Below are 24,286 nucleotides of genomic sequence, written 5' to 3' on the forward strand. Positions count from 1 at the left end.
GTTGTATTATTTCCTAGTCTTAAAATTATAGAGTTATTTTTGCTTGTAGATCTTCTTCTTCGATTGCACCAGTTACATATTTAACTACTACTAAATTTTGTGTTTCATTGATATACCATTCTGCAATGTTATCATTTTCTAGTGCAGTTAGTTTATCTAAATCAACTATATCGTGATCAAGGTATAGATGAGAGTGTCTCGTTGGGTTTTGAAGCTTTAACACTGTCCATATTAACCATAAAACAATAATTACTGAAACACTTGCTGCTAGAGTTCCTCTATCGCTTATGTCTAAGTATAGACCTGCAAATGTACCACCTAGGAATGTTGCGAAGTATGCTGATGAATTAGAAATCCCTAATGCTGCACCTTTTTGGTGAACTTTAGCAAACTTACTTATCATAGATTGTACAAGTGGTTCCATCATATTAAAACCAATGAAGAAAAAGACAACACCCACTACAAATACACTACTTGAAGTTGTGAATCCCATGATTAAAAATGAAGCTAGGAAAAGCACGATTGAAAGTAAAAATATTTGTTTAGGGATATTTTTCTTTTCACCAAATACTGCAGCAGGACCCATAGCTACGAGACCAGCTATCATTGCGGGAAGATACACTTGCCATAGTTCAGCTTTTTCCCAGCCAAAAACACCACCTTCAGTTAAAGGTTTTGTAAGAATGATAGGGATCAAAACAAAAGCCATGGTCATAAGACCTTTTTGAAGTGTGTTGATAATGATCATATTTAAAAGATTATTGTCTTTTAGGATATCTGATAATTTGGAATCATTATGGTAAATATGTCTAATCTTTGGTGGAGTAGGTACGCTTGTAAATAAAAGTACCATTGAAATTACAGCTAAAACAGAAGTAATTAAAAAGATTGAACTTATTCCAAAGTTTGAAGCTATAACAGGGCCAAGACCCATAGCTAGTGCAAAACTCATCGCAATAAAACCACCCATGATAGCCATAGCTTTTCCGCGTGACTCTTCTTCAACCAAATCAGAGATCATAGCAGTTGCAACAGAACCAATAGCTCCGGCACCCTGAAGAAAACGTCCAAACATTAGTGTATATATATCAGTTGAGTATGCACAAATAATTGAACCAATTAAAAAGATGATAAGGCCAAATAAAATAGTTGGTTTTCTTCCTATTTTATCACTGAGAGTTCCAAAGGGAATTTGGAAGATAGCTTGAGTTAGTGCATAACCACCTACAACGACACCAACAAGTAATGGAGTTGAATACTCAAGTTCAAGTGCGTAAACAGAAAGAACAGGTAAAACTAAAAATAATCCTAAAAATCGTAGGAATATTATCGATGAAAGTGGGAACACTTTTTTAAACATTTGACACCTTTATAGTATAATGATGAGATTATACTATAAGGAAATAAATTTGAAGTTAGTTTTAGCTACATCGAATAAAGGTAAAGTTAGAGAGATAAAAGCTCTTTGTAATGAGCATGAAGTTATTCCATATAGTGAATTAATTGATGAATTTGAAATTATTGAAGACGGAGAAACTTTTAAAGAAAATGCACTTATTAAAGCAAGAGCTGTTTTTGAAGCTTTAAATGATGATAGTGTTATTGTTGTGGCAGACGATAGTGGGATAAGTGTTGATGTCCTAGAGGGTGAACCGGGAATATATAGCGCACGATATGCTGGAGTTGATGCGAGTGACAAAGATAATCTTTATAAGCTTATAGATAGTATAAAAGAAAAAGGGCTTAAATCCTCACCTGCTTATTACACAGCAGCAATCGCCATTGTGTCAAACGACTTTGAGTATTGCGTTCATGGTTGGATGTATGGAAATGCTCACACTGTAGTTTCAGGAAATGGTGGGTTCGGATATGATCCAATCTTTATACCTTTAGGGTATGATTTAACATTAGGTGTATTAGATGATGAAATAAAAAAGAAATTATCTCATAGATCTAAAGCGCTGAGTTTAGCAAAAATAATTTTAGAAACTCTCTAGTTTATAAAAGTCTCTGACTTAGTTCAAAAAATGATTGTTCTAGTTCTTCTAGAAAAATATGTAAGTGGTCACTATATCTGCTTAACGTATGCATGATACCTCCCTTTAATATTATTTAGAAAATTTAAAGCAATAATTATTCCATTGTTTAAAACTGTTTAGTTAAATAATATTAAAAGTACTACACCGAAAATAATTCTATAGATACCAAAGATTACAAAGGTAAATTTTTCTAAAAATACTAAAAAGAGTTTTATCGTAAGGTATGCAATGAAAAATGCTACAACGAAACCGACACTTAATGTAAGAAGGTTGGCATCAGAAAAATCTTTATAGTGTTTTAGTAAATCATATGCAGTAACGGCGCTCATGACAGGAAAAGCGAGTAAAAAGCTAAATTCAGCACTTGCTTTTCTTGTCAATCCAACAAGTAAAGCACCAATAATAGTAGAGCCAGCTCTACTTGTTCCAGGAATGAGGGCAAATATTTGTGCAAAGCCTATAATCATAGCCTGATTGAGTGTTACATCTTCTATATTATCAATACTCATCTTATCCTCATGTATAAAGAACTTTTCTACAACTAAGAAAATAATACCACCTACTATAAACATAATAGCAACAATCTGTATGGAAAATAAATCTTTAATTTGGTTTGAGAATATAAATCCAACAGTCCCAATTGGTATAAAAGCCAAGAATATTTTACTCCAAAGGTCAACTTTTTTGATGGTAAATTTATCTCTATAATTCAATATTACAGCTAAAATAGCAGCAAATTGGATAATCACTTCATACGCTTTTGTAACAGCTGTTTGGTCTATGCCTAAAAATTCACTTGCAACGATTAAATGTCCAGTAGAAGATATTGGGAGGAATTCCGTAAAGCCTTCTATAATTCCTAAAATTATTGAATCAAATATTGTCATTATATCACCTTTGTTGTTAAAACAGATATTCTTTTACTTAGTCACATTTTAAAGACAATGTTAAAGATATTTTATAAGTTTATATGTTAAGATTTTAAATCAAATTTTAACATAATAAAAGAGAAAGAATGAATGTATTAATTGTAGATGATAGTAAAATAGTGAGACGTGTTTTGTCCAACACAATACAAAGATATTTTAAGGCTCCTAAATGGCCTGTTTTGAATTTATATGAAGCAGAAGATGGTAATTATGCAATGGATTTTATGAAACAGGACAAAGTTGATATAGTTCTACTCGATTGGAATATGCCAAATATGAATGGTGAAGAAGTCGTAGATGCTATTCGTGCTAACAAAGAATGGAATAAAACTCGCATAGTTATGGCAACGACAGAAGGTTCTAAGGATAGTGTTCTAAAAATGATTAAAAAGGGTGCCAATGGGTATATGGTAAAGCCGTTTAATGAGGCAGCAGTTTTTAAAACTTTAGATACAATTACTGCAAGAATGGCTAAGGTGTAGTACTCTCAAAAACCAACATATTTGGGCTTTTATTTCGTTTCTATTTTCCTTACTATCGAACTATGAAAAGTGTATATGAACTCACTGCCCTGAGCGCGCTTGGATTTTATTTCAAGTGAAATATTTGATTCATCAATAATCGATTTAACTATATTCATTCCAATTCCAAAACCACTTTTTTGCTCGTCTTCTCTATAATATTTTTCTAATATTTTTTGAGGATTTTGTATTCCTTTACCATAATCTTTAACACTAAGCACTACATCATTCTCTTTATTGATTAAAGTAAGGCGGATTATTGAATTCTTTTCTGAAAATTTAATGGCATTTGATAGTGTGTTGTCGACTATTCTTTGTAACTTTGTTGGATTAAAGTATAGTTCAACAAAAATTGCACAGTCAAAAGATACTGTAATCTCTTTGAGGTGACAAATGAGTTCAAAATAGCTGACTCTTTCTTGCATGAATTCGTTGAAATTTATAAGTTCACTTTTATATTCAATACGATTTTGTTTGATGAGGTAATCCATATCATCATATATAGTAGCAAGTGATTTAGTAGCGGATTTTATACGATTAAAATATTTATTTTTTCCATATATACTGTCAAACAAATCAACATTTACATTTATAATACTTAATGGTGTATTAATCTCATGTATAGATTCTTTTATAAAGTCATCAAGTTTTTCGTTCACTCGTTGAAATGGACGAGAAAAACTTTTTAAAAAATAAAATGAAAGAAGAAGGATAAGCATTATAATCCCAAAGGCGATGAGACTTGCTTCTAGAAATATAGAGGAAAAGGATATATCCTTTTCTGTCACTAAATATTGGGCAAAAAAGTATTTTTTTGATGGCAGTTTACTTATGAGGTATCTATGAGAGTCGAGACTATCGTAACCTGTTACATAGGATGGGAGTTGATTGTTGACTTGTGTATAAATAACAGAAAAGTCTTCTTTGTACAGTCCTGATTTACTTTGAGGTAATTGTGGAAATTCAAAAGTTTCGTTAGGGTGGTTTCCAAAATTGTCCATTTGTCTTACTACATGTTCTTGTATAGATTTTAATTCTATCTCCATCTTTATTTCATGAAGTTTTATATTGTAATCTACATAAACATACAGAGGAGCAAGCAGTATGATAGAAATGATGAAGGTATAAATAAAACTATACTTTTTTACAAACTTCTCTTCATTAACAATCAAGGCGATATCCAAGTCCATAGACATTTCTTATTACATCTTTTGGAAGTTTTCTTCTGAGGTTATTAATTTGAACTCTTGCATTGGTAGCTTCTACATTATTTTCCCATATTTGCTCATACAACATTTCAAAAGTGACTATTTGATTTCTATTTTTTAGAAATAATTCAAAAATTTTGCTTTCAGTTTTACTAAGTAAAATAGTTTCATTATCACTTATAAGTTCATAGGTAGATAAATTATACCTACAGCCCTTTGATAATTCTAAAAAATCATTATCTGTTTTGAAGCAGTTGGCTTTAAGTGCATGTTGGACTCTTAAGTAAAGTTCTATCAAATCGAAAGGTTTTTTGATGTAGTCACAGCAACCATTGGCATATCCTTGAAGCATAGCATCTGAACTGGACATAGATGTAACGAAAATTGTTGGTATGTTTTTTTCTTCTAGAGATAACTTTTTTCTTAAGGAAAACCCATTCCATTCACCTGGGACATTTACATCAAGTAGCAAAAGATCATATTCAGATGAAAATATTGCGTCAAAAGCATCGTTACTGTTTTCATAGCTATCTACTTTATAATTCTTTACTTCTAAAAACTCTGTAATACTTTCTTTTAATACAGTATCATCCTCAAGCAAAAGTATATTCATTTTATCTTTCCTCTAGAAATGTTTATTTGATTATCATAGGTATCTGTGTCTTCAAAACACGAAAATACATCAGTCTTATTGTTATTGTTATTGATAGAATAATATAAATCTTTTCTTGCGTAGGTAAAGAAACTGTCCAGTTCTGATTCAAAAGCACTAAATAGTTCAAGTTTTTTTCTTGAAACAATTAAAACAAAGGATCCAATATTGTCTCCATTATTATTTAAAATAGCTCTCAAAAAGTAAAAATGATGTTCGCCCTCTAACTTTCCATTGTTCAACAATTTTGAAATACCTACTTTTTGTAAATAGGCTATATGCTCAACATTCGCTTCATTATCTGCTACTATCATGTTTTCTATTTTTGGGTTGTTCTTTAATAAAATAGCTTGTTGTTTGTACTTTGAATTGAGTAATACGAGGAGATTCATGTCATAGTTGGCTAAATTTTTTTTCAGAGATTTAAATCTTTGAATAACTTCTAAATAACCAATTATTTTTTCATCGCTTATAATTGGAATAGAAGCAATAAGCACTAGTTTCCTTGCCGCCTCAAAAGAGAGATGGGGTCTTTTACTCTTTTGCATCCCTTGTAAATCAGGTCTATTTTTTTTTACACTAACTCCTGCATCACGATTATCCCAACTTCTTGCAAAGATTACAAAATCTTTTGTCAGTATCTGAGCATGGATTTTAGAGTTACTGAAAATTTCTAAAGCATGCATATGCTCTTGTAAAATTTTATAACCTTTCTTTGCGTTATTGTTTTTAAGAGAATTTTGGAGGGTTTCATTTTGAGAGAGAGCAAAGGCAAAGTTAAAAGCTTGTACCTTTTCATTTTCTATTTGTTTGTTAAGAATATTTATTAAAACTGTATGCACTTTACTTATATAATTCTTTTGATTTTGTAGATAAAAATAGCTACCCAAAATAAAGATAGCTATTAACAATAAAGAAAGATATTTTTGATAAGTTTTCATATTATTCCAAAATGTATATATTATGAGTATTCTATACTCTTTTTATATAATATTACTTAATTTTTATGTAGGCATAATCTTCTCTTTGAAGATCAATAATTTTAATAATGCCGGCAGGTGTAAGTTTAACATAATCTGCAATTTGCTCTGGTTTTACATTTTTCTTTTTCATAGTATTACCACAAGCATACATTTGTATATTATCGCCACCTAGCTGTTGTAAATCTTTAAGTCTTGAGGATGTTCCTTTTCCAGTAGGTCCTCCGTTATTGATGTAAGGTTTTCTCATGTAACCAGTATCTTTAAAGTCTTTCATAACATATTGAAGACATGGTCCAAGTGCCACTATGTCAAGTTCAAAGTCTATGAAGTGTTCACGGTAATGCTTCACCGCATTGTTTAATGTATTGAGCATTAAATGTACACGTTTTGGATCTGCAAAATCACATTGATAGACAACGTTTACAGTATCATCTTGTTTTTCTGCAAATGACGGTGTAGCTAACATTGTAAGTAATAGTAATGCCGAAGCTAATTTAATATATTTCATCTTATTTTCCTTTTAAAAATGTGCCGTGAATTGAACTTCAAGACGGTTGCCCATATTATCTAGAACTTTTTGTGCATTTGCATTTCCTGGAGCTTTTGCATCTCTAAATGCGTAGTTAAGATCAACACGAGTAGCCCCTTTGAATCTATAAGAAGCACCAAGTGTCGCTGTTGTAAAGTCACGTTCAGCTTTAGCATCATTAGTTAGACGATTTGCAAAGTCATATCTTCCAAAGAATTCTAGTTTTTTTGGAATAACTTCATACTGAAGGTTTATATAACCACCATCAGCTTTATTTTCTTCACCTGCTGCAACTTGATATTGCCATTCATTCATTTGTGGATCAGAATTAACTTCTTTTGCACCAGTAAAAATCATACCTTTAGCTTTCATATATTCCGCCTCAACACGAAGTCCATTACGATAATATGTGATACCAAGTCCAAGTCGTTTGCGGTTGGTCTCTACTCTGTCAGTCGATACACCATTATTTGATAGTAATATACGCTTACCAGTTTGTCCCCAAGCATAAAACTTCATTGATTCAGTAAAAAAACCTTTACCACCATATGTTTTTTCAAGTGCTAAGTAACCATAATGGGTAGCTTGGTCATTTCCATTTACATTTGATATACCACTACCATTTCCGTACATATAAGCATAACTTGCAGCCCAACCATCAGAAATTTTTATAGTATCAAAAATTTGTAGACCAGTATCTCTAAAAGCTCCAACTGGATTTTCTATACTAGTAGTTGTATAGTGAACAGAGGCTGCTCCACCAGCTGCTGCACCAGTTTGTGCAGCACCAACATTTTTGTTTGAGCGATCAAGCATTTGTTGATTAGTCATCGTTGTAAAAGAAATATACGGTGAAACAAAAACAGCTTGTAAACCTTCCTCGCTACCTGGATATTTAAACTTACCTACACGTAATTTTGCATAAGGTACATGTTTTACAGTAATTGATGCATCTGTAAAGTATGTAGAAGCTTCACTGTGACCTGCAGGGTTATTTATACCATTGTTACCAAATTCTGTCATTACAAAATAGTTGATTTTATTTTCTTTATCTGCCATACCTCTTACTGCAACACGGGCACGAAAAATATTGAAACCAGATTGATCCTCTAAATTGGGGTTAAGTAAAGAGAATGGAGTTTTATTTTTTCCATCGGGAGCTATAAATTGAGTCCCACTATCTTTTCGAAAATTTGCTTGAACAAACCCCCATATCTTTGGTGTACGACTTCTATATGGGACTATAACCCCTTTTGGCGCTACGAATTCAGGTTGTGTACCTTGCAGCATTAACCAGTTTGCAGCACTTAGTTGTGAACCCGAAGTGAGCAATGCTAAACTGATTAGCTTTATTTTTAAAGCAGTTTTCATGTTTTCCTCCTATGGAAAGATATAACGTAGTGTAAAATAAGAGTGAAAAAAAAGTGTAAAGTTTTGCAAGAAAGAGCGAAGTATGTAAAAATTTCATCTTGCCTCTTGGTTTAAATAATTTTCGATACAATACGAGGTTTTAATTTATAATATAAACTTCGTAGGAAAATAAATGTTACTTTTTACTCCTGGACCAACTCCAGTACCTCAAAATGTTCGTAATGCAATGGCAGATGAGACAATGCATCATCGTACACCTGAATTTGAAGCTATTTTTGAAAAAACTAGAAAACACCTTTTTAACCTTTTTAAGACTGATGAAGTTGTAATGATTGCATCAAGTGGAACTGGTGCTATGGAAGCAGCAGTTATTAATCTTTGTAAGAACACACTTCTGAATGTAAATTCTGGAAAATTTGGTGAAAGGTTTGGAAAAATTGCAGTTGCCCATGGTTTAAACTCAATAGAGATTGAAAATGAATGGAATACTCCTGTAAGTGTTGAAGCAATTGTAGAGGCCGTACGAGCTAATTCTAATATTGATGCAATCGCAGTTCAAATTAGTGAATCAGCGGGTGGGCTTCGTCATCCTGTTGAAGAACTTGCAAAAGCCGTTAAAGAGATTAACCCAAATATTATGATTATAGCTGATGGTATTACTGCTGTTGGTGTTGAGAGAATTGATATAGAAAATATTGATTGTTTAATTGCAGGTAGTCAAAAAGCACTTATGCTTCCTCCCGGTCTTGCAATTTTGGGTTTGAGTAATGCAGCAATTGAAAAAATTGGAAATGGAAAAGGTTATTACCTTAATCTTGCAACCGAGATTAAGAAACAAAAGCAAAACACTACGGCTTATACAGCAGCAACGACTTTAATTATAGGACTTTTAGAGGTTCTTGAGAATATTGAAGCTAATGGTGGGCTCAGTAGACTCTATGGGGATACGGCTTGTCGTTCAAAAGCAGTTTCACGGGCATTAGAAGCTATTGGTTTGAAACTTTATCCTGAAGTTCCAGCAAAATCTATGTCAACAATTATTGATGAGAATGCGAGTGAAATTAGAACACTTTTAAAAGAAGAATATGATATTAACGTGGCAGGTGGTCAAGATCACTTAAAAGGTAAAATATTTAGAATTAATCAAATGGGATTGATTCCAGTTCATGAAATGGCATGGGTTCTCAATTCAGTAGAACTAGCTCTTTCAAGACTGGGTCGTCGTAAATATGATGGAACAGCAAATAGAATTTTTAGTGAAGCGTTTTTTGGTGCATTAGATGGTTTTATAGCGGGAAAGAAGAAATAATGATTTTAGATCACGAAATTCCAAATGGAAGTAAGCTATACTTTGGTAATAGTGCAAAAATAAAAAGAAAAATAGAGCATATTGCAAGTGATATTTTAGATAGTAATGGTTTTGAAGAAATTGTTACTCCTGTGTTTTCTTATCATCAACATTTAAGTGTTGCTGATGATAAAGAACTGATTCGTGTAAATGATGCACAAAATAATTCATTATCTTTACGTGCAGATTCTACTATTGATGTTGTTCGTATTATAGAAAAACGTTTAGGTAAGAACACAGAACAAAAGAAATGGTTTTACATTCAACCAGTCTTTCGTTATCCTACTGAAGAGCAGTATCAAGTTGGTGCTGAATTTATGGGTGAAACAAAGCTTTCTTCTGTGATGAATATAGCTGTAAGTATTTTTGCCAAACTTGAAGTTAAGCCTTTAGTCCAAATATCTAATATCAAGATTCCAGAGCTTTTAGTAGAAATGTTTGATGAGCTTTGTATTGATGATTTTAGACATATCAACATTGAAAAATTTTTAAATCTCAAAGTTGAATGGTTAGAAAAACTTGTATATCTTCAATATCTTGATCAAATAGATGAAGTAATGGTAATAGCGCCAGAATCTATACAAGTAGAACTTCAAAAAATGAAAAATTTATGCATTGAAACAAAGTATGAAAAAACTGTCTTAGCACCAATGTATTATGCCAAAATGCTTTACTATGATGAGGTATTTTTTAGAGTTATTGATAATAATGAAGTATACGCACGTGGCGGAAGATACAAAAATGAAGAGTTGACATCTGTAGGTTTCGCAATTTATACAGATGCGCTTTGCGAAAAATTAAGTAAATAGAGAATAGGGAAGAAGAATGAAAGCAGATTTAATTGTAGGAATTCAATGGGGTGATGAAGGTAAAGGTAAAATAGTTGATAGATTAGCAGCTGAATATGACATGGTATGTAGAAGCCAAGGTGGTCATAATGCTGGTCATACAATCTGGGTTGATGGTGTAAAATTTGCACTTCACCTTATACCTTCTGGTGTTCTTAACCCTCACGCAATAAACGTAGTCGGAAATGGTGTAGTTCTTTCACCTGCGTCAATTATCAAAGAGATGGTTCAATTTGAAGGTCTTGAAGGTCGTTTATACATCTCTGACAAAGCACATTTAAATCTTCCATACCATGCGCTTATAGATCAAGCAAAAGAGAGACTTAAAGGCGATAAAGCTATTGGTACTACAGGAAAAGGAATTGGACCTGCATACTCTGATAAAATTAATCGTACAGGTTTTAGAGTTGGTGAACTTTTAAATCCTCCAAAGCTTTGTGCTGCGATTATCGAGTACTTCGAACAAAACCGTGCAATCTTTGATATTTATGAGATACCTACACCTAAAGAAGAAGAGTTACTTAATGAACTAGAGAGTTATAAAGAAAAACTCGGCTCTTTTATTACTGATACTACGCAAATGGTATGGAGAGCTTTAGATGAAGATAAAAGAATCTTACTTGAAGGTGCGCAAGGAACTATGCTTGATATTGATCATGGAACATATCCTTATGTAACTTCTTCAGCAACTGTGAGTGCTGGTGCATGTACTGGACTTGGAATTAATCCTAAGGATATTGGTAAGGTTACTGGAATTGTAAAAGCATATTGTACTCGTGTTGGAAATGGACCATTCCCAACTGAAGATATGGGCGACGATGGACAACGTTTAGGCGAACAAGGTAATGAGTTTGGAACTACAACTGGGCGTGCAAGAAGATGTGGTTGGTTTGATGCAGTGGCAACACGTTATGCGTCTCGTTTAAATGGTTGTGATGAACTCTCATTAATGAAGCTAGATGTACTTGATGGTTTCGATGAAGTAAAAGTTTGTGTTGCTTATGAGCTTAACGGCGAGACAATAGACTACTTACCATCAAACCTTGAAGGTGTTACTCCAATTTATAAATCTTTTAAAGGTTGGGACAAATCTGTTGGAGTAAGAAAGTTCGAAGACCTCCCTGCAACAGCTCAAGAGTATGTTAAAATTATTGAAGAGATTTCACAAACAAAAGTTGGAATTATTTCAACTTCACCAGAAAGAGATGATACGATAATTCTTTAACATAGGAACACCAAAGAATGAAGACGCGTTATAGCTCCCTTGTCACTTTAAAGAAAAGTACAATGCAAAAGAGTGAAAAAGCGCTTCAAGGTGCAAATAATGATTTAAATACCGCAACAACAGAACTTCAACTCGCTTATGAATTACTTGAAACCGTAAAACCCCCAGATGCTGGAACAATGGCAGAAATGATATCTGCAAGATCTTTAATGGCATCCCAACGTGGTGTTATTAAGCATAATCAAGAGTGGATTCATTTTGCGCGAGAACAAGTTAAGTTAGCAAAAGAGAAACTAAAATCTGATATGATTGAGTATGAAAAGTTTAATTACTTAGAGCTAGAAGAGATAAAAAAGAAACTTAGAGAGATAAAAAAACAAGAAGCAAAAGATCTTGACGAGGTAGCCTTAATGACTCACGCTAAAAAAAATAAAGACAAGGACTTTTAATGAAAATATTTTTATTTATACTTTTTACTTTCTCGTCATTAGTATCTCTTCAAACGAGTGATAGACTTTTTGATTGTACTGAAGTTTTTAAAGAAAGAAAGAATGAACTTTTAGTAGAACTTGAGAGAATTGATGAGCAAAAGCAAGCTTTAAGTGCCTTGCAAGCAGCTACAGAAGACTTACTTAAAAAGAAGGAAGGTTCTCTTACTCAAAAAGCGGAACTTGTTGATGTGAAGTTAGCTTCTATAACTAAAAAAGAAGAAAATATTAAGAACATGCTTACTAAAAACGAGAAAGCACTTAAAGAATTAAAAAGTTTGAAGATGAATAAAATTGCACAAACATATGCAAAAATGAAAGCAGGTGCTGCGTCGAGTATTTTGTCTGATATGGACGAAAAAGAGGCTGCGGCAATTCTTAGTTCACTTAAACCTAAAACAGTTGGTCAAATACTTACTAAAATGGATGCAAGAAAAGCTTCAAAATTAACTCTTTTATTAGTAAAATAAACACGAGGTTTTTTCGTCTCAACATATCTTTACTTTACTTATTGTAGAATGTCTAAATTTATTAAATACCTAAGGTTTCAAAAGCTATGAAAATATCACTTAAATCTATTCCCCATATTGCTAGTAAAATATCTATTGACTTAAATAAAAGTGGTGTAGTTACTATGACTAAAGGTCTTGAACCTGTCGCACATGAAGCAGAAAAAATACTAACCCACAATGTACATCAAGAGATGGCTTTAGAAGATAAAGCAGGAGATATATGTGACGACAATGAAGAAGAGATCGAGTTTATGCTTGCTGATGAACGTCAACTTTTCTTTATGATTAAAAAGAAACTCGCACCTGAATTTGGAGTAATCCTTAACTATGAAGAGAGATACTCAGATATTGCACATAAAATACTTGATGAACTCTACGAAGAAGATTTAATCCATTTTGAAGTAACAGAAAATAGAATTAAAAATATTATTTATAATGGGATTACTTCTTTCATAGCAGATGCCTCGGAGATCGATGATGCTGTTATGGATAAAATTAGAACATATAAAAAGAGATATATTCCTGGGACAGATGAATTTGATATTTTATATGAAAAACTTTATCATGAAGAGTTATTAAAAAGAGGTATGGAATAGTGTCAATACCTTTAAAAAAAGCTTGGATATATTTAGAGAATGGGACTTTGCTAGAAGCTAAAAGTTTTGGCGCAGATGATACAAGTATTGGCGAAATAGTTTTCAATACTTCACTTAGTGGTTATCAAGAAATCATGTCAGACCCTTCATATGCTGGACAGTTTGTAACATTTACAATGCCTGAAATTGGCAATGTTGGTGTAAATGCGCAAGATATGGAAAGTAGATCTGCACATGCTAAAGGCATGCTTGTTAGAAAATATCAAGGCCGTTATTCAAATTTCAGAGCTGAAGAATCTTTAGATGCATTTTTAGTGAAATATAATGTCATGGGTATTTGTGATATTGATACAAGATATTTAACAAAAATGATTCGAGATGAGGGTGCTATGATGATGGTAGCTTCAACAAAGATTTCTGATAAAGAAGAACTAAAGAAAATACTTGAAAGTTCACCAAGAATTGAAGATGTAAATTATATTGAGCAAGTAAGTACAAAAGAAGCATATGTACATAATAATGCTACATATAACACTTCTGGAAGTTTTGAGTATAAAAATGCTCCAACTCCCGAAGTAAAAATTGCAGTGATTGATTTTGGTGTTAAACGTAACATACTTAATGAAATTGTAAATGCAAAAATTGCTGTTGAAGTTATTCCTAATGATTTTCAAGCAGAAAATTTGATTGAGCAATACCAAGCAAAAAGTATTGATGGTGTATTTTTATCAAATGGCCCAGGAGATCCTCTAGTGCTAAAGCGTGAGCAAGAACAGATTAAAAAGCTTATAGCCGCTAAGATACCAATATTTGGTATATGCCTAGGGCATCAACTACTTTCTATCTCTCATGGCTATGATACGTATAAATTAAAGTTTGGTCATCATGGTGGAAATCATCCAGTTAAGAATGAAATATCTGGCTTAGTTGAGATTACTGCACAAAATCACAACTATAATGTTCCTGATAACATTATAGAAATTGCAGATGTTACGCACACAAATCTCTTTGATAATACAATTGAAGGGTTACGCTATAACGATGAACCAATATTTTCAGTGCAACATCACCCAGAAGCGAGTCCTGGACCAAAAGAAAGTGCTTATATCTTTAGTGAATTTTTACAATTGATGAAAAAAAATAGACTTTAACAGTAATTTAACACTTTGAGAGTAAGATAGCCACATGGAAAATATTGAACTCTTAGCAATTATTAGCTTCGCTCTTTTAGGATCGATTGGTCACTGTATTGGAATGTGCGGTGGCTTTATCGTTACCTACACAACCGCAAAAATCAAACCTGAACAATCTAAACTCTCTCAAGGTGCCTATCACTTACTTTATAACTCAGGTAGAATATCTGCATATACACTACTCGGCGCATTATTTGGTTACTTTGGATCTTTATGGGATGTAACCCCTTTATCAAGGGCAATACTCTTTTTTATAGCTGGAGTATTGATGATAGTTATGGGTTTATCATTTGCTGGAAAATTAAAGTTTCTTAATTCAATCGAATACCCAATAACAAAACATGCATGGTTTAAAAGAATATTTACTTCACAATTAGGATCTACAACACTCAAAAGCTTTTTTATATTGGGTTTCTTGAATGGTTTACTTCCTTGCGGTCTTGTGTATACTATGTTAGTAACGGCGACCACTACAGAATCAATACTACTTGGTGCGTTTGTCATGTTTATATTTGGTGTTTTTACTATTCCTTCATTATTTAGTTTTGCATTTATAGTTGGTCTTTTCTCTCAAAATAAATTTAGACAAACTATGATTCAACTTGCTTCTATTACCGTAATACTATTTGGTGCTTGGACTTTAAATAAAGCTTATATGCAATACGACCTTTATCGAAATGGTGAAGTAAAGTCTGATTTAAGCAATCCTAAAAGTTGTTGTTCTGGGGAAAAAACCAAAATTTAACAAATTTAAGAGGTTTTAAATATAGTAGTCGCTACTATTCCAATTACTAATTTAACTAGGATTAAATATGAGAGATTTTATATATCAAGTGATGACAGATTATACCAACTTAGTAATTTTTTTACATGTACTAAGTGCTGTAATGTGGGTTGGTGGTATGATGGCGATACTCGTTATTACAAAAACAGCTCATAAGGGTGTTTCTGATCAGCGTCGTCTGACTGGTCGTGCTACTCTTATTAAAAGCTATTTTAAATTTCTAAGCCCTTTTATAGTTTTATCTGTAATTACAGCCCTTTTTATGGCATTAGGTTATAAAGATAATGCAATTGCTGAAGATGGTTTTATTATCGATTTTCAAAGTATGGAAATTTATAAATCGATTACACTCAAAGGTAGCATATGGGGTGCAATGGTTATGAATATGATTTTAATGGTCTGGATTATAGCTAAAGCAGAAGCTGATGGATGTAAGGTCCAAAAATCGGCAGATTGTATGTGGTTGGTAAATACATACCTTCTACCTCTTAATATAATTATGGGTACTGCTGCTATTTATATTGGAGTATCTATTAGACACGCATTCTAATTATACATGCAAGAACTAATAAACACTCTAAACAAACGTCGAATAGTTACTATCTATGTAGTAGTACTATTCGCGCTCACTTCTTTAATTTTCAATTACAACTTTAATATCACAGCTCCTATATATTTTGATGGCGAGTATAATATTTATATCGCTAATGGGCTTATTATTTATAAAGTCATTGAACTTATAATAATATATTATTTCTTATTTCATAGATATCTTATAAAATTAAGAAGTATAACTTATACTATTGAAGACTATCCTAAGTTAAAAAAGCACACAAATTTACTCTTATTTTTGATTCCTCAAGGAAATACAATTTTTGGAATAATAGCTTATAAGCTCAGTGGAAGTGTACTTTACTTCCTTCTTTTTTCTTGTATAGCATTAGTAACTCTTATCTTAGTAAAACCAAATACTCTCTCATTAGCTAATAAAATACAAAACTTAAAGTAAAATAAAACTAAAAAGAAATTTAAAGTGCTTTTAATTTCTTTTTTAGTATAATTCTCGTTATTTTTACACAATAAACAGGGAGTTTTATGAAAAAATTGTTAGTTACCTTATCTTTACTTATTAGTTTATCTAATGCAGGAACCTTAGGGATACAAGAGCATCTAGGGGAAACAGTAGATACTAGTTTGACATTTCTTGATGAAGAAGGAAAGAGTGTTACGTTAAAAAAACTGATGAATGGTAAACCAACAATTCTTACACTAAATTATTTTAGATGTGCAGGTATCTGTACTCCTCAATTGAATGAACTTGCAAAAGCTATTGGCAGATTAGATTTAGCAGAAAACACAGATTATAAAGTTGTTACGATTAGTTTCGCTGAAGATGAACCATTTCAATTAGCTGCTGCAAAAAGAAAAACGATGGTTCAATCTATTAAAAGAGGCTATGTAACTGATGCATGGAGATTTGCAATTGGTGAAAACAATAGCTCTCACATTCTTTCTAAGCAAGTTGGTTTTGTGTTTGAGAAAACAGTTACAGAACAAGGTAAAGTAGATTACATCCACGGTGCAGCATTAATGATACTCTCTCCTGATGGAAAAATTACTCGATACCTAAATGGTGTAGAACAGTTACCATTTGATATAAAAATGGCACTTACAGAGGCTTCCGATGGAACAGTGGGCCCAACTGTTGCAAAAATGGTTGAGTATTGTTTTTCATATGATCCAAAAGGTAGAACATATATCTTTATGTGGGAAAAAATGGTTGCAGTTTTTATGACCACTGTTATGATTGGTTTTTTTATCTACTTGATTAGACAAGGTAGAAAAGAAGATGACAGAGAAGTTGTAAAAAGAGACGACTAGAAGAGTTCCTTAGGACAGTAAAGAAAAGAAGTTCGCGTGCACGACTTATTTTCTTTGCTGTCTATATAGCTTGTTAAAGCTTTAGAGGTAAACACATTATTTTATTAACGCACGGCTAAAAAGTGTTAGTAAAATTTATCAAATCAAGGAGAAATATATGAGTAAATCATATTTAGAATTAGGCGAAACACACTGCGCCATAGGGCATCCAAAAACTGCTTTTTGGCAATGGATGCTTACAGTAGATCATAAACGTATCGGCATCATGTATGCCGCTGTAATGTTTACATTCTTTTTCGTAGCGGTATTTACTGCATTAATGATGAGAATAGAGCTTTTTGCACCTGGTGCACAAATCATGGACGGACATACATTTAATCAGGCGTTTACGCTTCATGGTGTATTAATGATCTTCCTTTTCATCATTCCAGGTATTCCTGCAATTTTTGGAAATATTGTAATGCCATTAATGATTGGGGCAAAAGATGTATCTTTCCCAAGACTTAACTGGTTCACATTCTGGTTGTATATATTTGGTTGTTTAGTTGCGTTAACGTCACTTTTCAATTTTAATATTACTGAAGGTGAACTTCTTTTTAACTTTGCTGATACTGGTTGGACTTTTTATGCTCCATATAGTTTAAATACAGGTACAAATGTTGTTACAACTCTTGTTGCTGCTTTTATTCTTGGTATGGCTTCAATTCTTACAGGTCTTAATTTCCTAGTAACAATTCACCGTCTTCGTGCTCCAGGTATGGGATTTTTCCAAATGCCATTATTTGTATGGGGAATTTACGCTACTGCATGGATTCAACTTCTTGCAACTCCAGTTGTTGGTATTACATTAATTCTTGCAATTATGGAAAAATATTTCGGTATTGGTATTTTTGATCCATCTAAAGGTGGAGATCCAGTATTATTCCAACATCTATTTTGGATTTATTCTCATCCAGCTGTTTATTTAATGATTCTTCCAGCATTTGGTATTATGTCTGAAATTATTCCAGCATTCTCAAGAAGAGAAATCTTTGGTTACCGTACAATTGCACTTTCATCTGCATCAATTGCAGGTATTGGTTATTTAGTATGGGGTCACCACTTATTTACTTCAGGTATGTCAGATCTTGCTAAAACAATTTTCTCATTCCTTACGTTCTTTGTTGCGATTCCAACGGGTATTAAATTCTATGACTGGATTGCTACAATGTACAAAGGTAAAATTGTTTTAGATACACCAATGTTATGGGCACTAGGCACAATTATTACTTTTGCTATTGGTGGTCTTACTGGTGTTACTATTGCTATGGTTGGTTCTGATATTCATTTACAAGATACTTACTATTCAGTTGCTCACTTTCACTATGCTATTCTTGGTGGAGTTGTTTTCTTATTATTCGCTGGTCTTCACTATTGGTTCCCATTAGTTACTGGTAAATTTTATAAAGAAGGTACAGCTAAAGTTGCTTTTTACTTAAATTTCATAGGTATTAATCTTTTATGGTTCCCAATGTTTATTGCTGGTTACCTAGGTATGCCTCGTCGTTATTTTGATTACCTTCCTGAATTTGAGATTTATCATCAAATTTCTGGTATTGGAGCAGTTGTAATTATTTCTGGATTACTTTTAATGTTTTACAACTTTATTTCTTCTTGGAGAAATGGCGAACCAGCACCTGTTAATCCTTGGAATGCTACTACTCTTGAGTGGTATACACCAACATCACCACCGCCATTAGAGAACCATACTAAAGTTCCTTATGTTGACTTTGGCCCATATGAATATCATCATGGACAACCAAAAGTTAAATTTGATGAAAATATGAAAAGGATTGACTAATGTCTGATCATCCGTATGTACCAGAAATCGCGATAGATCGCGAAGGTAATGAACACGAGGTTCAAGGCTGGCAAGGAGATTTCTTTGCTGGTAAATTTGGATTTTGGTTATTTATGTTAACTGAAATTATGATGTTTGGAGCTATGTTTATGGTTCTTACATATTATTTCACACTTCACCCTGATGATTTTATTAATGCTTCTGCAAGTCTTAATAGATGGCTTGGTGGTTTTAATACTGTAATACTTTTAATTTCTGCATTAACAATGGGTCTCGGATTCTTGAAAATGCGTCACGGTGATATAAAAGGTGCTAAGTTAATGACTTGGGCTACTATCTTACTTGCTATTATATTCCTAGGAGTAAAAGGGGTAGAATGGACAGCTGAGTATAATCATGGTATTTTCTTAGGTCTTGAAGCACTTCAAGGTGGTGGACCAAACTCTAAGCCATTTGGCGAGATTATGTTCTTTGGAATGTATTTTACAATGACTGGTTTACATGGTGTTCACATTATTATTGGTATTGGTCTTATGTTATGGTTACTTAAACGTATTAATGCTGGAAAAGTTACTCCTGAGCATCATATTTTACACCTTAACCTTGCTCTATACTGGGATCTTGTTCACTTAATCTGGGTATTCGTTTTTCCATATTATTACATGATCGGTGCCGGTCTATCAATAGGAGGTCACTAAAATGGCAACTACTAAAACTTATGAAGAAGAGAGAGCTGGTTATTATAAAATTCTAGTTGGACTTTTACTTCTAACTGCTGTTACTTTAATTCAACCACACTACTTTTTAGCTAATGCAACATTTGGTGTACAAATGTTGATCGGTCTGGTTAAAGCATATTTAATTGTAATGTATTACATGCACTTAAAAGGTGAAAGATTAATTATTTCAACTGTTTTCTTTGCATCATTTCTTGTTTTATTCTTTTTTGTAATTGTAATGATTGATGTTAATCATTTTCAATTTGGTGATGTTTCTCATATAACATCAGAAATAACGAGCGCTGGTGGTACATCAGCATCGCATCATTAAGGAGGCGGTATGTTAGAAGGATTTAACACCAGTGGTACAGTAATTGCGGAACACATTGATGAAGCTCTTACAATAAACCTTTGGCTTTCAGTTGTATTGTTTATCTCAGTTGTGGGACCAATGTTTTACCTTGCATGGAAATACCGTGCAGATAAAGTAAAAGATGAAGATATTGAGAATGTTACGCACAATACTCTTTTAGAAGTTCTTTGGACAGGTATTCCAACGGCTATGATGTTCCTATTTTTCTGGTACGGTTACACTTCAATGGTAACTGCTAGAACCTTGCCGGATGCAAATGATGCAATCACAGTAAAAGTAGAAGCTAGTAAATGGAAATGGAGATATGAGTATGCTGCGAATGCAGATGGTATTGTCCATAAATTAGGTGGAGCATATATTAAGCCTAAATATGATGAGAATGGAAAACTTATTGAAAAAGGTACAATGGCTAAATCGGCACTCTATGTACCAGTTGATACGAATATTATTTTAGAGATGACGGCTCCAAACGATGATGTACTTCACTCATTCTATATTCCAGCTTTCCGCTTGAAAGAGGATGTTGTCCCAGGTCGTATAACAAAGCAGTGGTTTAATTCTGCAAATGTAGGTGAATATGATGTTGAGTGTGCTGAGTACTGTGGTACGGATCACTCATACATGTACTCTAGAGTTGTCGTACTTCCAAAAGATGAATATACTGCTTGGTTCAATAGTAGTGATGATACACCAAAAGGTAACTATGATAAATCAGGTGCTGCATTATTACAGCAACATGGATGTAAATCTTGTCATGCAACTTTAACAGAAGATGTATATCTTGGACCTACTCTTAAAACTAGAGTATTGACTAAAGAGCAAGTATTAGACGTTATCATTAATGGTCAAGATAAACTTGGTTATGCAATGGGCGCTATGCCTGCTGGAACTGCTACAGGTGCAGATGCTGAAAAGATTGCAGCTTATGTTGCTGGTGGTATGAAAGGTGATCAACCTGCTTCATTCGCAGCATGTGCTGGATGTCATGGTGAAGACGGTAAGGGTCAGTACGGTACGGCTCCAAGTCTTGTAGATTACGATGCAGACCTTTTACGTAATGTGTTGAAGAATGGTAAGAAGGGTACGATGGGTAACATGCCAGCATTCCCTTATGTGACAGACGAAGATATTTCAGCTATTGCGGAACATCTTAAAAGTTTATAATGATTAAAGACTTTATCGTTGTAACGAAATTCGTTCTCTCTTTCGCAGTGAGCCTTTCGGCTCTCTTTGCCTATATTATGGCAAAGGGCGAGATAGGAACTGATATGTTTATCGCAACCTTTGCAGTACTTCTTGTCGCTATGGGTGTTTCGACACTTAATCAAGTTCAAGAGTATAAAGAAGATGCTTTAATGGATCGCACAAAACATAGACCTATTGCTTCTGGAAAAATGACTCCAACTACGGGTATGATAATTTCCGCTACACTAGTTATAATCTCTTTAGTTTTAATTCATGATTTACTTGGAATGACAGGTGTTAATCTCTTCTTGTTCGCATTTATCTGGTATAACTTAGTCTATACACCATTAAAGAAAAAGAGTGCTTTAGCCGTTGTTCCCGGTGCAATACTTGGAGTAATACCTCCTGCTGTTGGATGGTTGACTGCAGGACATGCTTTAGCTGAACAAGAGTTTTTTGCTTTAGGGTTATATTTTTTCATATGGCAAATACCACATTATTGGCTACTAGTAATGCTACATTACGGTGGTTATAAAGATGCAGGTTATCCTACTGTTATGCGTCTATTTGGACAAGATTCACTTCAACGATTAACTTTTGTTTGGTTAATTTTAACAATGTTCACAGGTGTATTTTTAGTTGATATATTTAACCCACAAAGTACTTTTATATATGTACTCCTAATTATTAATGCGATTTTTGCTTTTCTAAGTAGTTTAAAGCTTCTACAAGCAAGTTTTGAACTTACAGATGCACGAAGTGTTTTCTGGAAAATTAATCTTGCTTTTTTAACTACAATTATTCTTCTTAGCATTGAAGAAATGATTCAATTCAATTAACTTTAGTAGAAAAGAAGCGTAAGCTTCTTTTCTAGTCTTTCCCAAACTTACTTCTATAATCAAGGAACATCCTTATGACAACTTATTCTCTCAGAGATATTTTACTTAGTTTTGCAGATAAAAAAGGCAATAAACGAATACTATTTAACCCAGGTGCACTTGGTGGCATAAATGTTAATCTAATTAAAATATCTTTATTATTACTTCCTTTTATTGAATATGCACTTATTTTTAATCCTGTAGTATTTAATTATTTAGGTATAGCTACTGCTATTGTATTTTTCATTGTATTCTTATCTATTGTTATGTTAATTGTATTTTTTGTAACATGGGGTGTTAAAAAACGTGTTATAAAAAAAATTACACCGTCATGGAATCACTACTTTAAAGGTAAAGATATTTTAGCTGTTTTATCATCTGGGGTAACACCTTATAGTGATTTTTTTCAACATTATGCTGAAATACTCACTCAAAACTTAAGCGAAGATGAGATGTACAAAGCACTACTTAATGCGTTCATCGTTATGGAAGAAGAGAATAAAGATCTTATAAGTGCGATGAATAGAAACAATAAGCTTGAAAATAGACACTAATTAAAAACAAAAGACTTGTTTAAGAAAGGATAAAACTATTAAAAGATAGTATAAGACAATTAAAAATATAGTTTTATTCTATCTATCACAAATGGCACTGTATTTTTATATTTAATCTTTGAGGAGTCTATATGGAAGATCGTCCATTAGAATATGACTATTCGGTAAGTAAACTATTTATCTATACTTCATTAGGTATAGGTTTTGTTGGTATGCTTGTTGGGGTTATCATTGCGTGGGAAATGGCATTTCCTGCAATTAACACTATTTTTGGTGATGGAGCAATTGCTGAGTACACAAACTTTAGTCGTTTGAGAGTGCTTCATACCGATTCTGTTATTTACGGTTTCGTTTTAAGTGGTGTATGGGCATCATGGTATTATGTAGGACAACGTGTTCTAAAAGTATCTATGGCTGAGTCTAAGACACTAATGTTTATTGGTTATGCCCACTTTTGGATTTATCTATTTGCTGCGGTTGTACTTGTTATTTCTTTATTAATGGGTATTACTCAGTCAAAAGAATATGCTGAATTTGAGTGGCCACTAGATCTTGGGATAACTGTAGTTTGGTTATTATGGGGAGCTAGTATTGCAGGTCTTATTGGTATGAGACGTGAGAAGACACTATATATTTCAATTTGGTATTATATAGCTACATTCTTAGCAGTTGCAATGCTTCACCTACTTAATAATCTTGCTATTCCTACATACTTCGCATCTGATGGAGTTGGGGCATGGTATCATTCAGTATCAATGTATGCTGGTACAAATGATGCACTAGTTCAATGGTGGTTTGGTCATAATGCAGTTGCATTTGTTTTAACTACTCCAATTATCGCAATAATTTACTACTTTTTACCAAAAGAGTCAGGTCAAGCAATTTATTCATATAAATTATCTTTACTTTCTTTTTGGGGTTTAATGTTCATATACCTATGGGCAGGTGGACATCATATTCTTTTCTCTACGGTTCCTGATTGGGTACAAACTTTAGGGTCAGTATTTTCTATTATATTAATTCTTCCTTCATGGGGTTCTGCAATTAATATGCTTCTTACAATGAAAGGTGAGTGGCAACAAGTTGCTTCTAATCCAATTATTAAGTTCCTTGTAATGGGTTCAACATTCTATATGTTCTCAACATTAGAAGGTCCTATTCAAGCTATTAAATCAGTTAATGCTATTGCTCACTTTACTGACTGGATTGTTGGTCATGTACATGATGGTGCTCTTGGTTGGGTTGTTTTTGTAATTATGGCAGCTGTTTATCATATGTTACCTCGTATGTATGGTCGTGAGATTTATTCTAAAAAAATCATGGGTACACAATTCTGGATTCAAACATTAGGTATTGTTTTATACTTTACATCTATGTGGATTGCAGGTATTACTCAAGGTATGATGTGGCGTGCTCACGATGAATTTGGTAACTTAGCGTACTCATTCATTGATACAGTAACTGTTTTACATCCTTACTTTGTTATTCGTGCTGTTGGTGGTAGTTTATACCTATTTGGTTTTGCATTATTTATTTACAATGTTGTTCAAACTATAAGAAGTGGTCGTAAAGTTGAAGCTAGCGAACTACAAAATGCAACGCCTATGGCTGCTTAATTAAAAGGATTATA

26 protein-coding genes are annotated in these 24,286 nt (G+C 33.1%); 19 read left to right on the forward strand and 7 right to left on the reverse strand.

What is annotated here, in order from left to right; all coding sequences use genetic code 11:
- Positions 1–25: 25 nt before the first annotated feature.
- The gene (locus tag ACI9TV_RS03410) at positions 26–1,360 is read right to left on the reverse strand and encodes an MFS transporter (RefSeq protein WP_415249352.1); all 1,335 of its coding nucleotides are present in this window, start codon (positions 1,358–1,360) and stop codon (positions 26–28) included.
- Positions 1,361–1,409: 49 nt separating this feature from the next.
- On the opposite strand from ACI9TV_RS03410, the gene ACI9TV_RS03415 reads away from it, so the two are divergent.
- Positions 1,410–1,997, forward strand: a complete 588-nt coding sequence (locus ACI9TV_RS03415; RefSeq protein ID WP_415249353.1) for a non-canonical purine NTP pyrophosphatase — start codon at positions 1,410–1,412, stop codon at positions 1,995–1,997.
- Positions 1,998–2,155: 158 nt separating this feature from the next.
- On the opposite strand, the gene ACI9TV_RS03420 is transcribed toward ACI9TV_RS03415, so the two are convergent.
- Positions 2,156–2,926, reverse strand: a complete 771-nt coding sequence (locus ACI9TV_RS03420; RefSeq protein ID WP_415249354.1) for an undecaprenyl-diphosphate phosphatase — start codon at positions 2,924–2,926, stop codon at positions 2,156–2,158.
- Positions 2,927–3,054: 128 nt separating this feature from the next.
- Here ACI9TV_RS03420 and ACI9TV_RS03425 point away from each other — a divergent pair, with 128 nt between their 5' ends.
- A complete protein-coding gene (locus ACI9TV_RS03425; protein WP_415249355.1) occupies positions 3,055–3,450 on the forward strand; it encodes a response regulator in 396 nt (131 codons plus the stop codon).
- A gap of 29 nt (positions 3,451–3,479) precedes the next feature.
- On the opposite strand, the gene ACI9TV_RS03430 is transcribed toward ACI9TV_RS03425, so the two are convergent.
- Genes ACI9TV_RS03430 through ACI9TV_RS03450 form a run of 5 tightly spaced genes read right to left on the reverse strand, consistent with a single transcriptional unit; the run spans position 3,480 to position 8,232 of the window.
- The gene (locus ACI9TV_RS03430; RefSeq protein WP_415249356.1) at positions 3,480–4,685 is read right to left on the reverse strand and encodes a sensor histidine kinase; all 1,206 of its coding nucleotides are present in this window, start codon (positions 4,683–4,685) and stop codon (positions 3,480–3,482) included.
- Positions 4,651–5,310 carry a response regulator transcription factor gene (locus ACI9TV_RS03435; protein ID WP_415249357.1) on the reverse strand — a complete coding sequence of 220 codons (660 nt, stop codon included), beginning with the start codon at positions 5,308–5,310 and terminating at the stop codon, positions 4,651–4,653. The genes ACI9TV_RS03430 and ACI9TV_RS03435 overlap by 35 nt, the downstream gene beginning before the upstream one ends.
- Positions 5,307–6,290, reverse strand: a complete 984-nt coding sequence (locus ACI9TV_RS03440) for a cache domain-containing protein (protein WP_415249358.1) — start codon at positions 6,288–6,290, stop codon at positions 5,307–5,309. Before ACI9TV_RS03440 ends, ACI9TV_RS03435 begins: the two co-directional genes overlap by 4 nt.
- Positions 6,291–6,342: 52 nt before the next feature.
- Positions 6,343–6,840, reverse strand: coding sequence for a DsrE family protein (locus ACI9TV_RS03445; RefSeq protein WP_415249359.1), 498 nt, complete (start codon positions 6,838–6,840; stop codon positions 6,343–6,345).
- 12 nt (positions 6,841–6,852) lie between these two features.
- Positions 6,853–8,232, reverse strand: a complete 1,380-nt coding sequence (locus tag ACI9TV_RS03450; protein ID WP_415249360.1) for a hypothetical protein — start codon at positions 8,230–8,232, stop codon at positions 6,853–6,855.
- Between the two features lie 172 nt (positions 8,233–8,404).
- On the opposite strand from ACI9TV_RS03450, the gene ACI9TV_RS03455 reads away from it, so the two are divergent.
- The 17 genes from ACI9TV_RS03455 to ccoN all read left to right on the forward strand — a co-directional run bounded on the left by ACI9TV_RS03455 (position 8,405) and on the right by ccoN (position 24,272).
- On the forward strand, positions 8,405–9,541 hold the full coding sequence (locus ACI9TV_RS03455; protein WP_415249361.1) for a pyridoxal-phosphate-dependent aminotransferase family protein: 1,137 nt from the start codon (positions 8,405–8,407) through the stop codon (positions 9,539–9,541).
- On the forward strand, positions 9,541–10,389 hold the full coding sequence (locus ACI9TV_RS03460; RefSeq protein WP_415249362.1) for an ATP phosphoribosyltransferase regulatory subunit: 849 nt from the start codon (positions 9,541–9,543) through the stop codon (positions 10,387–10,389). Before ACI9TV_RS03455 ends, ACI9TV_RS03460 begins: the two co-directional genes overlap by 1 nt.
- Before the next feature lie 16 nt (positions 10,390–10,405).
- Positions 10,406–11,653: an adenylosuccinate synthase gene (locus ACI9TV_RS03465; RefSeq protein WP_415249363.1), complete on the forward strand. Its 1,248-nt coding sequence runs from the start codon at positions 10,406–10,408 to the stop codon at positions 11,651–11,653.
- A gap of 62 nt (positions 11,654–11,715) precedes the next feature.
- A complete protein-coding gene (locus ACI9TV_RS03470; protein WP_415249364.1) occupies positions 11,716–12,102 on the forward strand; it encodes a flagellar export protein FliJ in 387 nt (128 codons plus the stop codon).
- A complete protein-coding gene (locus tag ACI9TV_RS03475; protein ID WP_415249365.1) occupies positions 12,102–12,611 on the forward strand; it encodes a MotE family protein in 510 nt (169 codons plus the stop codon). Before ACI9TV_RS03470 ends, ACI9TV_RS03475 begins: the two co-directional genes overlap by 1 nt.
- Positions 12,612–12,697: 86 nt before the next feature.
- The gene (locus ACI9TV_RS03480) at positions 12,698–13,249 is read left to right on the forward strand and encodes a DUF507 family protein (protein ID WP_415249366.1); all 552 of its coding nucleotides are present in this window, start codon (positions 12,698–12,700) and stop codon (positions 13,247–13,249) included.
- Positions 13,249–14,400 (forward strand): glutamine-hydrolyzing carbamoyl-phosphate synthase small subunit, encoded by a 1,152-nt coding sequence (gene carA, locus ACI9TV_RS03485; RefSeq protein WP_415249367.1) that lies wholly within the window; start codon positions 13,249–13,251, stop codon positions 14,398–14,400. The genes ACI9TV_RS03480 and carA overlap by 1 nt, the downstream gene beginning before the upstream one ends.
- Positions 14,401–14,434: 34 nt before the next feature.
- Positions 14,435–15,187 carry a sulfite exporter TauE/SafE family protein gene (locus ACI9TV_RS03490; RefSeq protein ID WP_415249368.1) on the forward strand — a complete coding sequence of 251 codons (753 nt, stop codon included), beginning with the start codon at positions 14,435–14,437 and terminating at the stop codon, positions 15,185–15,187.
- Between the two features lie 67 nt (positions 15,188–15,254).
- The gene (locus ACI9TV_RS03495) at positions 15,255–15,776 is read left to right on the forward strand and encodes a hypothetical protein (RefSeq protein ID WP_415249369.1); all 522 of its coding nucleotides are present in this window, start codon (positions 15,255–15,257) and stop codon (positions 15,774–15,776) included.
- Between the two features lie 545 nt (positions 15,777–16,321).
- Entirely contained in the window at positions 16,322–17,107 is a 786-nt protein-coding gene (locus ACI9TV_RS03500; protein WP_415249370.1) for an SCO family protein, read from the forward strand.
- A 157-nt stretch (positions 17,108–17,264) separates the two neighbouring features.
- Positions 17,265–18,947 carry a cytochrome c oxidase subunit I gene (locus ACI9TV_RS03505; protein ID WP_415249371.1) on the forward strand — a complete coding sequence of 561 codons (1,683 nt, stop codon included), beginning with the start codon at positions 17,265–17,267 and terminating at the stop codon, positions 18,945–18,947.
- Positions 18,947–19,645 (forward strand): cytochrome c oxidase subunit 3, encoded by a 699-nt coding sequence (locus ACI9TV_RS03510; protein ID WP_415249372.1) that lies wholly within the window; start codon positions 18,947–18,949, stop codon positions 19,643–19,645. The genes ACI9TV_RS03505 and ACI9TV_RS03510 overlap by 1 nt, the downstream gene beginning before the upstream one ends.
- Position 19,646: 1 nt before the next feature.
- The gene (locus ACI9TV_RS03515; RefSeq protein WP_415249373.1) at positions 19,647–19,997 is read left to right on the forward strand and encodes a cytochrome C oxidase subunit IV family protein; all 351 of its coding nucleotides are present in this window, start codon (positions 19,647–19,649) and stop codon (positions 19,995–19,997) included.
- 9 nt (positions 19,998–20,006) lie between these two features.
- Complete coding sequence (gene coxB, locus ACI9TV_RS03520) at positions 20,007–21,203, forward strand: cytochrome c oxidase subunit II (RefSeq protein WP_415249374.1); 1,197 nt, start codon at positions 20,007–20,009, stop codon at positions 21,201–21,203.
- The gene (locus ACI9TV_RS03525; RefSeq protein ID WP_415249375.1) at positions 21,203–22,063 is read left to right on the forward strand and encodes a UbiA family prenyltransferase; all 861 of its coding nucleotides are present in this window, start codon (positions 21,203–21,205) and stop codon (positions 22,061–22,063) included. Before coxB ends, ACI9TV_RS03525 begins: the two co-directional genes overlap by 1 nt.
- Before the next feature lie 74 nt (positions 22,064–22,137).
- Positions 22,138–22,656 carry a hypothetical protein gene (locus tag ACI9TV_RS03530; RefSeq protein WP_415249376.1) on the forward strand — a complete coding sequence of 173 codons (519 nt, stop codon included), beginning with the start codon at positions 22,138–22,140 and terminating at the stop codon, positions 22,654–22,656.
- 131 nt (positions 22,657–22,787) lie between these two features.
- A complete protein-coding gene (gene ccoN, locus ACI9TV_RS03535; RefSeq protein ID WP_415249377.1) occupies positions 22,788–24,272 on the forward strand; it encodes a cytochrome-c oxidase, cbb3-type subunit I in 1,485 nt (494 codons plus the stop codon).
- Positions 24,273–24,286: the final 14 nt, after the last annotated feature.

It is taken from the genome of Sulfurimonas sp. (assembly GCF_047622445.1).
GTDB lineage: Bacteria > Campylobacterota > Campylobacteria > Campylobacterales > Sulfurimonadaceae > Sulfurimonas.